The sequence below is a fragment of the Candidatus Alkanophaga liquidiphilum genome (genome assembly GCF_053996935.1).
The window spans coordinates 38,703-53,326 of record NZ_JBMXYC010000018.1 but is presented as its reverse complement, the minus strand read 5'-3'; the positions used below and the strand labels follow the sequence as shown (position 1 = coordinate 53,326).

Sequence of the window (14,624 nt, the reverse complement as noted above, 5' to 3'; positions counted from 1 at the left end):
GTAGGTTCTGGAATTGAGATAGCAACTTGGTGTTTAGAAAAAGGCCTTATTCAGCAAGGGTTCACAGTTTTAAGGGAAACGATCATAAATTATGTAATAACCAATATTTTGAAACGCAATAATCTACGAAAGAAGACCTACAGAGAAGTTGCTGAAGTAATGCTAAATAGTAAATATGAAGAAATACCTTCTGAAGTTTTAAATCTTTGGCATGAGATCGTAGATTATAGAAATGACATAAATCATGCTGGTTGGAGAGATCGGAGAGAACAAAATTATCATTCTTCCACAGATTTTGAGAGAAAACTTAAGAAATTTATAGAGAGGGGGCGAGTATTAATTGAGGGTAATAATGATTAAAGTGACTAATAAATCTCGCCCGTCGCCCGCAACTCTCCGCTTCGCTTCGGTGCTAACGCACTCGGACAACAGGCGGATATGCGGCTTCGCCTTCGGCTACACCCAAATTTCCCTTCGGGAAACTTCACATATCCCCAGAACGTTATCGGGAATCGCACTATAAGGAGATGAAATTATGGGTGAGATAAAGTATAAGCCAATAGGAATCATTCATTCCCCATTCAAAGAGCCAAAAGGAACACCTATACAACCCACAGCCGCTAAGGGAGTTGATGGAACAGTTGAGGTATTCCCAGAATATGTTGAAGGTTTGAAAGATCTTGATGGCTTCTCTCATATCATCTTGATATATCACTTCCATTTATCTAAAAAATCGTCCTTAAAAATAAAGCCATTTATGGATAATCAAATACACGGAGTTTTCTCAACAAGGGCTCCAAGTAGACCGAATCCAATTGGCATTTCGATAGTGAGATTGATTAAAATTGAGAAAAACATTCTTTACATTCGAGATGTAGATATTATAGATGGAACGCCTCTCTTGGATATTAAGCCCTATGTTCCTGAATTTGATGTAAGAGCGGTTGATAAAATAGGATGGCTTGAGAGAAATGTGAACAAACTATCAATATCAAAAGATGATGGAAGGTTTCAAAATGACTGATGCGACTTCCGATAACAGCGAACATACGGCTACGCTTTGCTCCGCCCAAATTGCTAAAGCAACTTCGTATGTCCGCAAAACGTTAAGTGAGACATTTTGTTCTATCTCAAGATTGATTTAGAGTTACCACTACGTCCGCACACCACAAATACAACACCTAAAGAAGCAACAGAACCGGTCTCTACTAGGCAATGGGACGTTTCCGATGACGCCTTAAGGGAAGAGATGAGCAAGCGTAGCCCATCGGATAAAGATCCAATGGGATGGGGGAGCTGTGCTCGGAGCCCCGAACTCAGATGAAGCCCTGCCGTAAGGCGGGTGGAACGGGCGAAGCTCTTGCGCAAGCGAGGGTAGTTCACTTATAGCAGCAACAGCAACATAGAGACATGCGGGAGCGGGCGGCGTTTGATGTGGAAAGTTGGAGGGCGTTCATTTCTGAGAAGATCGTTCCGATGAGGGACAAGGCGGCGGCGCTCCTCAACTTTTGGGAGTTCCTGAAAAGCCTCGAGGGGAGATACCTGTCGGAAGTGCTGAAGGAGCATCCGAAGCTCGAACCTCTGTTCTTGGGAGGGACGAAGCCCCCGGGCGAATACAAAGAGAACAGCTTGGCTTTAGCCGTCAGGGAGAATTTAGGAGCAAGCGTGAGTCTCGACGCCTACTATACGCTCGTGACGCAGGGTTTTGAGGCGAAGACGCCCATAGAGGTGGAGAAGACCGTCTTCATCCTGTTCGTTGAGAATATTAGGAACTTAACGGCTGATATCGTGAGGCTTGCTGCGAGGAAAGGTCTGATTTCTGGCTCTGGGGCTGAGGCTGCGGAGGCGGAGCCGCAGGCGGGAGACCACATCAGTCCCGATGAGGTGATGGAGCGACTCGTCGGGTTCTTACAGCTCTGCGCGGACACGACGGTCGGCGCCGACCCGCTCGTGACGCTCGCTTGGAACGTCCGCAAAATCACGAGGAAGTATCTGAATGAGGTGTTCCCTGAGACGAGGGATGAGGAGAATATGAGGGTTCTGCGCGAGATTCTTGGGCTTGAAGAGATATTCACGCCGTCGGTCGAGGGGGAGCAGAAGATTGATTACACGGTTTACGGATTCGAAGATTATGCGAGCACCTACCAGCTCTCCGAAGACCGGAGATCAATCTATGTCGATTCCCTAAAATTCCACTACGGCGACCTCAGAAGCGATCTAGAATTTTGCGGCAAATACGGCAAATACGGTGAATTTCAAGAGAGGGTAAGCCGTATGCTCGCAACGCCGCAGATCTCCAGTATTGGCGGAGGGTTATGCTTGTTGAATGACTACATACAGCACATGTTTGCTTTTGTCAAGAAAGAGCTGGGCTTGGTCTTGAAGCACGTTCCAGAGCTGAAAGATGAATATATCAGGTCCTGTGAGAAACAGCTAGAGAGGCTTCCAATGTTGAGTGTCGAGGAAACGGTCTTGGACGGCAGGGTTACCTACTCAAGGATTGAGGAGTACGAGGTAGAAGGACATCTTATGAGGACGCCAAGGTCTGAGACCCGTCCATTCTTCGCCTTTCTCGACGAAATCATGCCGGCAGTCTTCTTGGGACTCTATGAAATAGTCTTCAGCGAGGACCGCCGTAAGTTTGTAGTGATGAGGAGGGATTAGATTGGAGCGGCTTCAGAAGGTAGCGAGGAAGAGAGCGGAGAGGCGTGCGGATGCGGAGCAGGAGAGGCGTCTTGAGCCCCCTTCACGGGAGTCACGGAGGTTGTCGCCGTCGGAAAGCGGGGAGCGCACGGCGTCGTCCGATGATTCGTCCGAAGTCCAAGCCGTCCGGCAACCGCCTGCGGACGCCTCAAATGAAGTTTCTGAAACAACGCCTCCTGTGAGGCTTGAGGCAAAGCCGCTGGACGCAGGCGTAAGCCGCCCCGAATCTGGATTTGGAGTGCGTCCGCCGAGGCTCGAATTCAAGCTCGTCGGGCGAGAGCTAGATAAGAGCGTAGCCCTCCAAGTCGCCTCTCAGGTCGTCCCCCAAGTCGCCCCTGCCGTTTCTGAACTCAAGCCGTCGCTCGAGCCCAAGCATCTGGACGCATCCCTGCCCGACGTTCGAATCACGGCGCCGCCGAGCGCCGTCGTCAATCCCGTCTCCCTGCCGAGGGTAATGCTTGAAGCAAGGCGATTGGACGCCGCTATGCCATCCGTTGCCACAAGCCGCTTTAAAGCCACAAGCCGCTTTAAAACACCAAGCATCAAGCCCATCCTCCTGCCAAAAAGGAGGCTTGAGCCAAAGCTCCTTGATAAATCTTCTCTGAAGGAGGAGGAAGAAGAGGTTGAAGAGAAGAGGGAGACCCAAGAAGCTGCCGTCGAAGAGGTTTCAGCCGGCTTCGAGGAAGTTCCAGACTTCTTAAACTTTATGGGAGAAGGTGCGTCGAGGATTTTTGAAGGGAAGCCTCTCTGCATAGTCCTTCCGGAGAGGGAAGAGCGTTGGGAGCATGTCGTTGCGACGGTCTGCCGCGAAGCCTACCGTGAGAAGAGAGGTGGACTTCCGGAGCCGCTCTTCAGAAAATCCTTGGAGGAGCTTAAGTTTGAATTCGAGCCGAGGGTGGAGAACGAAATTGTCGTTGTGGAGGAAGTGAAGCTCGGCGACGAGGAGCAGCAGCTTCTTAGACGAACCCTGAGCGAGTTTTTCTCGAGAGGGCTCGGCTTCCTCATACTCGTCTCCGAAGACCCCGATGGGCTGGCGGCTTGGATAAAGCAGGAAGTCCCCTCCGTCAGACCGCACCTGCTGAGGCTTAACCCCGAGATGAGCGAGGCGCAAAAGCGGAAGGTTCTAAGCTTCGTGAGCGGCAAGCTGCGAGCGACGCCTGAAGCGAAACAGACCGCAGAGGCGGGAATAGTCGTCGAAGAGCAGGTGAGCTTCGGAGAAGCCTTCAAAGAAGCGGTGGATGCCTTCGACAGGAGGCTTGCGGAACTTTTGGACTTCAGCAAAGCTCCGAAGAAGCTCAGGAAGCTGCGGGACAAGCTGGTAGCGAGCGCTCCCGACAAGGGAGAGGCGGCGAGCGGGGAGCATTCTGCGATGAAAGCCTTCGTCTGGCTCTATGCTTGGAAGAAGCATCAGAAAAGGGTCATTCCGGAGCTTGAAGACGAAAGAGGCGTTGACGTGCGAGTTCTCGACGAGAATTACGAAGTTGAGACGTTTTACGGTGTGGGCTACCCGATGGCGAAGCTCGTTAAGAAGATACAGGAGAAGTTCAGGCGAGGTGAGAAGGTTTACTTCGTGCTGCGGAACGTCAGCATCCTCCTGCACCTGCGAGACCTCCTCACCTTCAGGAAGGATTGGAGGGATGAAGGGTATAATGTCGAGATTTTCGGCTTGGACCTCGAAGCGAAGGAGCTCATCCCACTGGATTGGGTGGTATCATGCCTGAGGAGCTAGGTTTAAGGAGTCCATGAGACCCCTACTTGAAGCCCTGAATGCCATAAGCCAAGCTTACAACAGGCTCGTGCAGATGCTTTTCCTCACCCTTGAGGATGTCTAGATTCGGTTTTAGATGCTGAAAGATAAAGATTTGCCTCTTAAGCCAAGCAGGCGCGCCTTCTACAAGTTTTTGTGTTTACGCCGCTCCCACAAGAAGCCAACGGCGGCGAACATTGCGAGCACGCCCGCCGTGACGAACACGACACTGAGCTTCGAACGAATGCCGCCTTTCGGCAAAATTTCTCCGAATGGGATGCCTGTTACATGCTGCTGCTTTTCATCGCTCTCGTTACTCATGTTTACCGGCGGGTGCTCGCTGCCGCTCAACCCCTCGGTAACAGGTGCCTCGCTTTCAACCGTCGGGATGGTGTAGTTCCATGCCTCTTTACTCCCGCGTCCACCGCCGCCTCTGGTCGCCGGCGATGGCTGCGGCGTTGGTGTCTCGATGCTTGAGACCGTCACGTTAAGCTCAAAGACGTTATTTCCTTCGTCAAGCTCCTGAACTTCGTGCGAGGCGTCGGCTTTGACCACAAGCGTGTAAACGCCTGGAAGCGGCGGCGTCCATTCGAATGTTGTGGTGAAACCTTTACCCACCTCGAGACCGTCGTCGCAGCGCACCGTCACGTTCTCAAGCTCCGCCCCAGCATGCATCACCCTAAAACCAACATTAAAAGCGTCGGCATCGGCACCGCCTACATTTTCCACGAACGCCTCGACGATGCGCTTCACGCCCACGCTCGCCCTCTCAAGTTCCACGTCACTCACTATCAAATCTGGCGGCAATTTGATGCTAACGTCCTCGAAAGCGATGTTGTTGAATGGGTCTTTTTCGGTGACGTTGTTCTCGGCATCTGCCTCGGCGACGAGCCTGACCGTCATTCCTGCAAGCTCTAACGGTGGCGTCCAATTAAACGTGAGCGTGCGATTCTCACCGCTATGCAGCGGCGGCTCGACGTTAAGCGTGCTGACGGTCTCGCCCTCAACCCGTAGCGTCACAGCGAAGCTCTCGTTAACGTCGCCGCTGCCCTCGTTGCGGACTGTTACGCCCACGTAGTTCTGAAGTCCAGCAAAGACCACGCCGCTTGCGACCTCGACGCTGACATTAATGTCCGGCAGCGCCGACGGCCCGAAGGCGTAAACTTTGCCCTGCCCCGAGGTGTAAACTCTGCCCCCATAAATGGCAGGAGAGGAGCCGCCAAGCCTACTTGAATTCCAGATTTCTTTGCCGGTGAATGCATTAAGACAGTAAACGCCGGCAGTGTCGAAGTTCATTAATGCTTCACCGCTTGCAAGTGTGCCGATGAGCACTTTTCCATCACTTGAAACCGCCGGCGAAATTGTCCAGCCGCCTTCTGGGAAATCCCAGACCGTTGCACCACTCTCAGGGTCTAAGCAATAGGTTTTGAGCGGCGAATATCCAGGACAGCCACCGCAAATATAAATGTAACCAAAGGCATAGGCAGGGACGGAGTTCGTGCTGATGCCGGAACGACTCCAAAAGACTCTGCCATTTGCAGGACTCATCGCGTAATAAGCAGCATCGCCCGGATCTTCGAGGTTGTAAGTGCCGAAAAAAAGCGTGCCGTGAACGAGCGTCACTGAACCCCAGACACCGTAATCCGTGGAGGCGTTCCAGAGTTGCTCGCCGCTTTCCGCATCCAAGCAGTAAATACCGATGCCTGTGTCCGTGAATTCGGGCTGCCATGCGCCAATACCGACGTAAACTTTGCCGCTGCTGAGCGCCGCCGTTGAGGTCGCCCGCCCACACTCCAGCCTTGGCTCATCACTCCTGTCAAAGACCCATAATCTCTCGCCGCTCTTAGCGTTAAAGCAGTAAAAGGCGGGGTCCCCCGCCGCCCCATATTTCCCGATAACGAGAAGCGTCCGGTGGTCGCCAACCTTCGCTATCGAGGGGCAGGAATTTACAATATCTCCTTCTAAGCGCCGTTGCCACTGCACGTTGCCGCTTTCAGCGTCAATGCAGTAAACAGTGCTGCCGGATCCTATGTAAACACGATTGTCGTAGTAAACTGGCGACGCCCACGATCCGTAACTGCTCCTTTTTTCAAGCGGCGTCTGCCAGAGAATTTCACCACTTCCGGCGTCGAGCGCCGTTAAAAACGTGCCTGAAGCGTTGTCGCAGTAGGCAAAGACCTTGTTGTTGCCAATGCAGACTTTCGATGACGGAACCGCTCCGATATCTGCAGTTTCCCATGCGATTTCGAACTTGTCAGGCGCCTCTGACGCATAAAAGCCGGCGTCGCCGCCTTGATATTGGGATGGCTCTTCCCCAACGTTGTGCACGAAGAACGGCTCGACAGTCTCGTCGTAGCTCGTAAATCTCCCATCGCTCGCCTCTACCCGCAGTAAATACTTCCCATCAGGAACTGCTTTCGTGTCCCAGACGTAAACGCCGTCATTACTTTTATTTTCGGAAAGCAAAAGCCAATTACGCCCCATGTCAGGACTGTATTTCAGCGTGATGTTCAGAGCGTCGCCATCGGGGTCGTTCGCCACCCAGCGCACGGAAATGACGCCACTCAGAACCTCGCCACCTCTTGGAAACAACAATTGCACATTCGGAGCGCCGAGAACCGCCTTTACGATGAAAAACGCCGTATTGTTGTTTTCATCAGTTTCAAAAACATCTTTATCCGCATCCAGCAGAGTTGCAAGTGCGTAAATTCCGGGCTCCGTTGGTGTCCAAGAAAAAGAGAAGTTTGCAACACCGAATACACGCCTCACATGAAGCTTTTCGATCAACCCCCAAGTATCGTTAGTAACGCTCCCGTTCTCATCTCTGAAACGGCGGCAATATATGGAAACGTTAAAATGCTCCGCAACTCCACCGACGACCAAATTAACAGCGTTGCTGACATTCACGACCACGACCCTGCTGACTGAAAAGTTTGCCACGTAAATGTCAGGGAGGCTCACAGAAAGCGTGCTGCAAACTTTGTTGTTCGCTTCATCGCTCTCAAAAACGTCGTCATCAGCATCAACCGTCAGCGTGAAGTTGAAAACCCCCGTAACGTTTGGTTTCCAGCGTAGCGTGACATTTTTTCGCCCATAGCACGTCACGTTTTCCAAACGCTCGCACGGTGCGTAAGCCGTCGCGCTCGTAGCGTTGCCGTTATTGGGGGCGCTCTCGTTCATGGCGTTTTCGGCAGTAGTGGGGTTCGTTGTAGCGCTCGCTGACGCAAAGAATGAAATATTAAAATTCTCACCAAAACCGATGACTTCCAGCGGAATTTCATTTGTGAAATTCGAAAACAATAGCGGGAGCTCGGGTAACAGCCGTAAACTCAAATCTGGAAGTTCAACGCTCACTTTCAAGCTCGCTGCATTATTTGTCTCGTTACGCTCATTAATTTCGTTATTTACATCCACAAGTGCTGTGAGGTTGAAAACTCCGACGTGCGACGGACGCCACATGAACGAGACGTTCGTAAGCGCCAAAGCTCGACTCTCCAAAACTCTAAGTTCGGAAACAGGCTCGCCATCCGCAAGAAGCGAGACATTGAACGCTCCGCCATTGTTCCGGACTGAGACGAAGACCCCGCACGTAACGTTGGCATACGCCACGCTCTCGCCTCGCCACGTCTCGTTGAGGTAAGGGCTCACGTAAATATTCAAGAGCAAGATTTCAGGAAGCTCCTGCTCGAAAACAAATTGGCGGAATGTCGGCAATCCCTGCCCAAGAAGCGTGAGCGCTGCAAGCGCCGTCGCTCTCACCGGGTCGTAAGACAGGAAGCTGCCGTCGGCGTCCTGCATGCTCAATAAGTATTCAACGCTGCTTGTAATGTTCGGTTTAGCCTGAGCATCGTCAGCAACGAGCAACGCTGCCGTGACTAAAGCCGTCGGCAGTGCGTCCGACTCGCCGCCGCCGAATTCAAACGGGAAGCCGCCGTCATCGTTTTGCTCAGCCCTCAGAAGCCCCAAAATGGCATGAAGTGTGGAGTTTTTAGAAGACACGCCAGCAGAGATTAACGCTTGGACGGCAAGCGCTGCCGCCGTCAGGTCGCCTGTTCCACTCTCATTCACGCTTTCAAGAAACTGGAAAAGCTGCCTTCGTAAGCCTTCAGCTATTTCTGCCCGTGTCTCGTAAGCTTTGGAGCCATTCACCGCGCTTAACGCCAACAACGCCCACGCCGCCTCGTCCGCTCGCAATTCCTCCGTAGAAACCCGCTCAAGCAAGGCACCCTCATAATTCAGCCCTGAAAAATTCAAAGGCAGCTCGCCGAGCGCCACTGCTGTGAGAACGGCAGCCGCAAGCTCGCCAGCATTTTCGACGCCGAACGTCGCCGCCGAGAGATTCAGAGAGGACAACGCCGTGAAGCTCGCGGTTAAGGAAAAAAGGGTAGCTGCAAGCGCCCTCGCCTGCACGTCGCCACAGCCGCCCAAATGCCCAAAGCTCTCATTCAAATATGCAACAGCAGCTTCCACCGAGTTAAGTGCTGCCTTACAATCATAAGAGACCTCACGTAACGGAACGCTCACGTTAGCCGAGTGGCAGCCGCCACCCGTCTCTACTAAAAAGGACATGTTGAATTCCGAGGGCACAGCAGCCGCATTTTCAAGTAACACATCCAAAATGTTCGTCATATTCAACACCAGCGAGATTTTCCGCCTCTCGCCGATGCCGAGCGGCTCGTCAAACGCCCTTTTACAAACCTCAACGCCGCAAATCAATACTGACACGTTAAATGAAGAGCATGCCTCCAAAGCCCGCACCCGCAATACCACAGGGAAAACCCCAGGCACGCCGCAACGCCTCGAAACGTTAGCACAAAATGCTCCAGGCATAGTTACGCCCTCGATAACCATTTTTGGTGCAATTTCAAGCTGTGCCTTCTCCGGCAGCGTTTCTAAACGCCGGAGGTGTTTAACCAAATTTATGCTCGTAAAGTCAGGAGTGGGCTTTTCAGGTAGCGCTGCCAGTGGCTGCGTCGCCACTGCCACCACGAGCACCAGCAGGGAAAAAATGGGAAATAAATTTTTTGACACCTCACGCACCTCCGTTTGTCCTTTTACCAGCGTATCCCTCGTAACGTCGCCATCAGCACGCTTGTCGTGCTGTCCTCATTATCGCTAGGGATTAAGCCTTTACTTGGTATGTAAGCCCACGACGCAACGTCGCTGTCGAGCGCCTCGCCGCCTTCAGCGAAGAGTCTTGCATAGAACGCCGCTTTGAACGGCGTCGGCGACCAGCGACCTACGTTTATCTGCCAAGAGTGCTCAAGCGTGCAGTTTGCGCCTAAGGATAACTTCGCCGATAGTATCTTGAAAATCGTGCCTCCAGAGACGTAAAACAGCTCGAAAGTCACGGTCTGCGGCACGCCGGGATTCTCCATACGCACGCCCAGCGTCATAACGTCCCCCGGTCGGTAAATGCCCTTGTCCGTCCAGATGTCCACCGAAGGCGGCAACGCCTCACGCACGAGCAACAACGCGCGCTCTGACCGCACACAACTCTCTTTTTCGGCGTAAACTTCGTAAAGCCCCGCCGGCACGCTTATGCTGATCGCTGCCTGTCCGCTCTCGTTCGTCGTCCCCAACTCGTAAAGGACGCCTCTTTCATCCGTCGCAAGAATTTCAGCAGCACTTGCAGGCTCCCAGACGCCAGCCGTGTCGTTCAGCACTTCAACCGTTATGAGCAACTGCTCCCCCACGTAAGCCTCGGAAGCACTAAGCGTTATCCGCAGCGGCTGCCCGCCCCATGCCCCGTAATACCAGAGAACTTCGTCGCCGTCGCTCAACACGTAGTCAGCAGCGCCGACCATCGCCAGCTCGTAATTCACTCTGTAGAGCCAGAACCGCATCGTCGTGTAGTTCTCGGCGACACCTGCAATCTCGCTGACGTAGAGCCCCCAGCTCGTGTTCACGACGGTGTAAGAGAAGTTTCCGAGTTTTGCCGCCTCGTCAAGGGCGCCGAGCGCCGTAGGCAGCGGCAAGTGATGCACGTTGCCCTCGCTGTCAGGGATGAAAGAGTCGCTTACGTTGACCCACCCGCTCCAGACGGTTTCCTCAGGCGTTTCAATCCGCACTTTCGCCGTAACGGGCGCTGTCTTCAGAGCATAAACGCAAGCGGCGTCGTTCCCGAAATAGATGTAGCCATCGCTTATCGAGACGCCTTGCAAGATGTAGCCGCCGCTCACCCCGGCTTCGTCGCTCGTGAAGCTCCAGAGAGGCTTGCCGTTTCCGTTTAAGCAGTAAACCGTGCCGTTCTGGCAGTTCGTCGTGAAATAAACGTAAACGTTGTCGCCTTGAACGCTGAGCGCAGGCGATGCCTTCACGCCTCCGTTCGGCTCGAAGCTCCAGATAACATCGCCATTTTCAGCATCAACGCACTTCACGTCGCCCGGTATGCTGAAGCTGCCGGTGCCGATGTAAATTTTGCCGTCGTAAACTGTAGGCGTGCTGCAAGAATAGCCGATTTCGACGCTCCAGCCGTCATCAAAAAAGTGCCCCGTGCTCTCGTCAAAGCCTACTTTCCAGAGGTAGCCGCCTTCTGACGTGAAGTAAACATAGCCGTTGTTATAAGTGACGGACGATTTTATCCTGCCGGCGTCGGCTCTGCTGAAGCTTAGGGCGCTCGTGATGTTGATTTCGTGCGCCGTGCTTCCGTTCTCGGCGAAGACGCTAACGAGGTGCGAGCCCCAATCGCCGAAAACCACGAAGTTGCCGACGACGGCGGCGCCGGACCAGTAATAGCCGTAGCCGCTTTCAGACGGCCGCACCCAGAGAACGTCGCCGCTATCAGCGTCAAGGCAATAGTAGGCGCCGGTTTTGCCTGTGTAATTGCCGGAGCCGACGTAAATCTTGCCGTCGGCGTAGGTCAGAGGGCAGTTAAGCTCTGTAGAAACGCCCGAAGGGGTATAAGACGAGAGAGGCGTTGCCCAGAGGACGACGCCGCTGTCGGCATCGAGGGCGTAAATGACGCCGCCCTTCGTTGCAACGTAAAGCGTCCCGTCGGCGTAAGCGGGTGTCGAAAGCTCGTATTGCCAGCCGTATTGTAAGAGCGGCGTCTCCCAGAGCGTCTCACCGCTGCAAGCGTCGAACGCCGTAACGTAAGCCTGTGCGTCGAGCACGAAAACTTTTCCGTCGGCGACAATGGGTTCGATGTCCACGCCCGCCATTTGCCAATCGTCGGAGTGCACCTGCGCCTTCCATGCGACATCCACGCCGGAAACTGGCGCAAGCTCCGCAGTCGTCCCAGAGTTGAGTTCGTCGTGCTGGAACTGCAGCCACGCCGCCGATGCGCATGTGCTCGGCAGTAGCGTCAAAAGCAACAACGCAACACTCAACACCAGTATGCTTGCTTTTATTCCAATCATTCGGACCACTATGCGCGCGTGAGACGGGTATGTTAAATAAATTTTACGAAAGTAAAGCGTTGCAGTGCGGCATGCTGAAATATAATGAAAAGTCAAGACCTGACATGGACAAGGAGCTTGAGGAAATATTCAAAAGCAAAGCTAAAGAGCGGTGGTTCGGCTTAGCTATTGAGGAGCGCGACCCTCGGAAGAAGGTCTTATATTATTCTAAAGTGCTGGAAATTGACCCGCAGGACGTCGCCGCTTGGAACAACAAGGGGCTCGCCCTCAGAACGCTGCGGCGGTATGAAGAAGCGGTGGAGTGTTATGAGCGGGCATTGGAAATAGAGCCAGAGGATGCCGCTATCTGGAGCAATAAGGGGGTGGCGCTGAGCAAACTCGGTAAGCATGAGGAGGCGCTCGCCTGTTTTGAGGAGGCGCTGCGGCTCAACCCTGAAGACGCCGCCGCTTGGAACAACAAGGGGCTCGCCTTCTACTGGGCGGGTAGCTACGAGGAGGCGTTGGCGTGCTACGAGCGGGCGTTAGCGCTCGACCCCGAAGATGCCGCCGCTTGGAACAACAAAGGAATCGCTCTCTACTGGCTGGAGGAGTATAAGGAAGCAATACTGTGTTACGAGCGGGCGTTGGCGCTCGACCCCGAAGACGCCACTGCTTGGTGCAACAAGGCGCTCGCATTCTGCAAGTTGGGGCTATTTGAGGAAGCAGTGCGCTGCTACGAGCGGGCGTTGCGGATAGACCCGGAGTGCGAAGCCGCACGAAGCGGGAAGCGGTTTGCGCAAGAGCGCTTGCGCAAGTCTTAAATAAGACGTGCTTTCCTTCAATAAATCATGCTTTACAAAAAGGTATTGCTCGTCATCTGTGTGCTCTCGCTGCTGCTCGCTGCCGGCTGCATCGATAACGTTGGGCAGGAGGTTTCTTCCCCCACAGGGACGCCTGTGCCAACACCGACGCCCGTAGAAGCGCCGTCGCCGCAGCCGGCTGCGCTGACCGTCGTCGATGACTTCGGCAGGGTTGCTACTATCCACGGGAGCAACCGAATTGTCTCGCTGGCGCCCTCGAACACCGAAATCCTGTTTGCGCTCGGTGTGGGCGACAGGGTTGTGGGTGTGACTGAATACTGCAACTTCCCGAAAGAAGTGGCGGAGCGAGAAAAAGTCGGCGGCGTCGCCACTGTTGACGTTGAAAAGGTGGTGGCGTTGCGTCCCGACGTCGTCTTCGGATGCGAACTTAATGGCAAAGAGACCTTCGACCTCCTTGAATCCCTAGGCGTGAGCGTCGTTGGCATAAACCCGCAGAACGTCAGCCACATCCTCGAAGACATTCTGCTCATCGGGAACATCGTGGGCGCTGAGGAGAACGCTTCCACCCTCGTCGCTGAAATGCAGGCGAGGATTGAAGCTGTCAAGAGCGAGGTGGAAGGGGCGCCGAAACCGAGAGTGGCGCACGTCTGCTGGCACGACCCGTTATGGGTTGCGGGCGCCGGAACCTTCCAGCACGAACTCATAGAGCTGGCGGGCGGTGAGAATGTGTTCTCAGATTTTGAAGACTGGAAGTCCGTGAGTCTTGAGGAGTTTATACGGAGGAATCCCGAAGTGATTATTGTTTCTGTGGGACACGGCGTCGAAGGCTGGGCACCTTACGAGTTCATCACCAGCGATGAACGCCTTAAAGCCGTGGACGCCGTCCGCAACGGCAGAGTTTATCCGATTGATGCGGACATCATCGCACGAGCGGGTCCGAGAATAGTGGATGCTCTTGAAGAATTGGCAAAAGATATACATCCTGAACTGTTTGGAGAAGAGGCGGCGGCGTGAGGCAGCGCAAGGGGGTGGGCGAGCTAATGGAAGCAAGTGGACGGACGAGTGTGAACGAGCGGACGAAAATATACCACGTCGTGCTTTTCGACTACGGTAGTTCGCTCTATGTTTTCTTCAAGGGCTGCAACTTCGCATGTCGGGGTTGCATCCTGAAAAGCACGCCTTGGGACTGCCATATTCCAAAGGAGGATGTTCGTCGCCTCTCGTCGTTGGACATCGAGCTATTGAGGACGCTAACGCTTTCAGAGCTTGAGCGCATCGTCGTCGCCACGAGCGTAAAAAGTGCGGTGCTCGGCGGCGGCGAGCCTACTGTTGACCCCTCACTCCCGAGAGTTATTGAGCTTTTTAAAGACTACGGCGTCCACACCGTGCTCCTCACGAACGGGCACGCTCTCGACGAGAAGTTGACGACGAGACTCGAAGCGGCGGGACTCAACGAGGTCTGCGTCAGCATCAAGGCTGTCACCGAAGAAATCCACGAACGCTACACCGGGAAGTCCAACAGAAAAGTTTTGAGGAACTTCAAGTTCTTACGACGGAGCAAGATGGAACTGAGGGCGGAGACCGTGCTGATACCGGGGCTTGTTGAAAGGGGTGAAGTTGAGAAAATAGCGGCGTTCATTGCGGGCATTGATAAAAGCATACCGCTGAGGATTGATGGCTACACCGCAATCCCGCATGCGGAGTGGCGGAGCGCAACGCCCTCCGAAGTGCTTGACGCTGTGAAGTCGGCGAAAAAGCATCTTAAAAACGTCTCGTGCCTGCATTGCGAAGTTCCCATTAAAGGGAACGTCGTCTGCGTGTATCCTTAAGCCGCCTCGCCGCCTCAAATGCCGCACCGTAGTGAGATAGGCAAGATAAGGAAATTACTTTCGATCCTTCGGTAGAGTTACCCATCTATTATCTCGCCGCCCTCCCTCACGATTATTTTCATCAAGCGACTTTACAGCTTTTAAAATTAATTCATGTCGGTACCGCCCTTCAGCCATGAGTCCG

General features: G+C 53.7%; 8 protein-coding genes and 1 pseudogene. 7 read left to right on the top strand and 2 right to left on the bottom strand.

What is annotated here, in order from left to right:
• The 4 genes and pseudogenes from ACXJJA_RS02520 to ACXJJA_RS02505 all read left to right on the top strand — a co-directional run.
• Positions 1 to 360 (top strand): annotated as a pseudogene (locus tag ACXJJA_RS02520) (hypothetical protein); the annotation flags it as partial.
• Positions 361 to 535: 175 nt separating this feature from the next.
• Entirely contained in the window at positions 536 to 1,024 is a 489-nt protein-coding gene (tsaA, locus tag ACXJJA_RS02515; protein ID WP_456486654.1) for a tRNA (N6-threonylcarbamoyladenosine(37)-N6)-methyltransferase TrmO, read from the top strand.
• Between the two features lie 386 nt (positions 1,025 to 1,410).
• Positions 1,411 to 2,664, top strand: coding sequence for a hypothetical protein (locus tag ACXJJA_RS02510; RefSeq protein ID WP_456486653.1), 1,254 nt, complete (start codon positions 1,411 to 1,413; stop codon positions 2,662 to 2,664).
• A 1-nt stretch (position 2,665) separates the two neighbouring features.
• Positions 2,666 to 4,432, top strand: coding sequence for a hypothetical protein (locus ACXJJA_RS02505; RefSeq protein ID WP_456486652.1), 1,767 nt, complete (start codon positions 2,666 to 2,668; stop codon positions 4,430 to 4,432).
• A gap of 162 nt (positions 4,433 to 4,594) precedes the next feature.
• Here the strand turns inward: ACXJJA_RS02505 and ACXJJA_RS02500 are convergent, their stop codons facing one another.
• Together ACXJJA_RS02500 and ACXJJA_RS02495 are read right to left on the bottom strand one after the other, a co-directional pair.
• Entirely contained in the window at positions 4,595 to 9,445 is a 4,851-nt protein-coding gene (locus ACXJJA_RS02500; protein ID WP_456486651.1) for a CARDB domain-containing protein, read from the bottom strand.
• A gap of 59 nt (positions 9,446 to 9,504) precedes the next feature.
• Positions 9,505 to 11,811 (bottom strand): outer membrane protein assembly factor BamB family protein, encoded by a 2,307-nt coding sequence (locus ACXJJA_RS02495; protein WP_456486655.1) that lies wholly within the window; start codon positions 11,809 to 11,811, stop codon positions 9,505 to 9,507.
• Between the two features lie 29 nt (positions 11,812 to 11,840).
• Here ACXJJA_RS02495 and ACXJJA_RS02490 point away from each other — a divergent pair, with 29 nt between their 5' ends.
• The 3 genes from ACXJJA_RS02490 to ACXJJA_RS02480 are packed head-to-tail and all read left to right on the top strand — an operon-like array spanning position 11,841 to position 14,440.
• On the top strand, positions 11,841 to 12,611 hold the full coding sequence (locus ACXJJA_RS02490; protein WP_456486650.1) for a tetratricopeptide repeat protein: 771 nt from the start codon (positions 11,841 to 11,843) through the stop codon (positions 12,609 to 12,611).
• A gap of 27 nt (positions 12,612 to 12,638) precedes the next feature.
• The gene (locus ACXJJA_RS02485) at positions 12,639 to 13,625 is read left to right on the top strand and encodes an ABC transporter substrate-binding protein (protein ID WP_456486649.1); all 987 of its coding nucleotides are present in this window, start codon (positions 12,639 to 12,641) and stop codon (positions 13,623 to 13,625) included.
• Positions 13,626 to 13,639: 14 nt separating this feature from the next.
• Positions 13,640 to 14,440 carry a radical SAM protein gene (locus ACXJJA_RS02480; protein WP_456486648.1) on the top strand — a complete coding sequence of 267 codons (801 nt, stop codon included), beginning with the start codon at positions 13,640 to 13,642 and terminating at the stop codon, positions 14,438 to 14,440.
• Positions 14,441 to 14,624 lie beyond the last annotated feature (184 nt).

Bases quoted from the DNA above. Each gene is read 5' to 3' on its own strand.
- tsaA (WP_456486654.1), top strand. From the start codon at position 536: ATGGGTGAGATAAAGTATAAGCCAATAGGAATCATTCATTCCCCATTC.
- ACXJJA_RS02510 (WP_456486653.1), top strand. From the start codon at position 1,411: ATGCGGGAGCGGGCGGCGTTTGATGTGGAAAGTTGGAGGGCGTTCATT.
- ACXJJA_RS02495 (WP_456486655.1), bottom strand. From the start codon at position 11,811: ATGATTGGAATAAAAGCAAGCATACTGGTGTTGAGTGTTGCGTTGTTG.
- ACXJJA_RS02490 (WP_456486650.1), top strand. From the start codon at position 11,841: ATGTTAAATAAATTTTACGAAAGTAAAGCGTTGCAGTGCGGCATGCTG.
- ACXJJA_RS02485 (WP_456486649.1), top strand. From the start codon at position 12,639: ATGCTTTACAAAAAGGTATTGCTCGTCATCTGTGTGCTCTCGCTGCTG.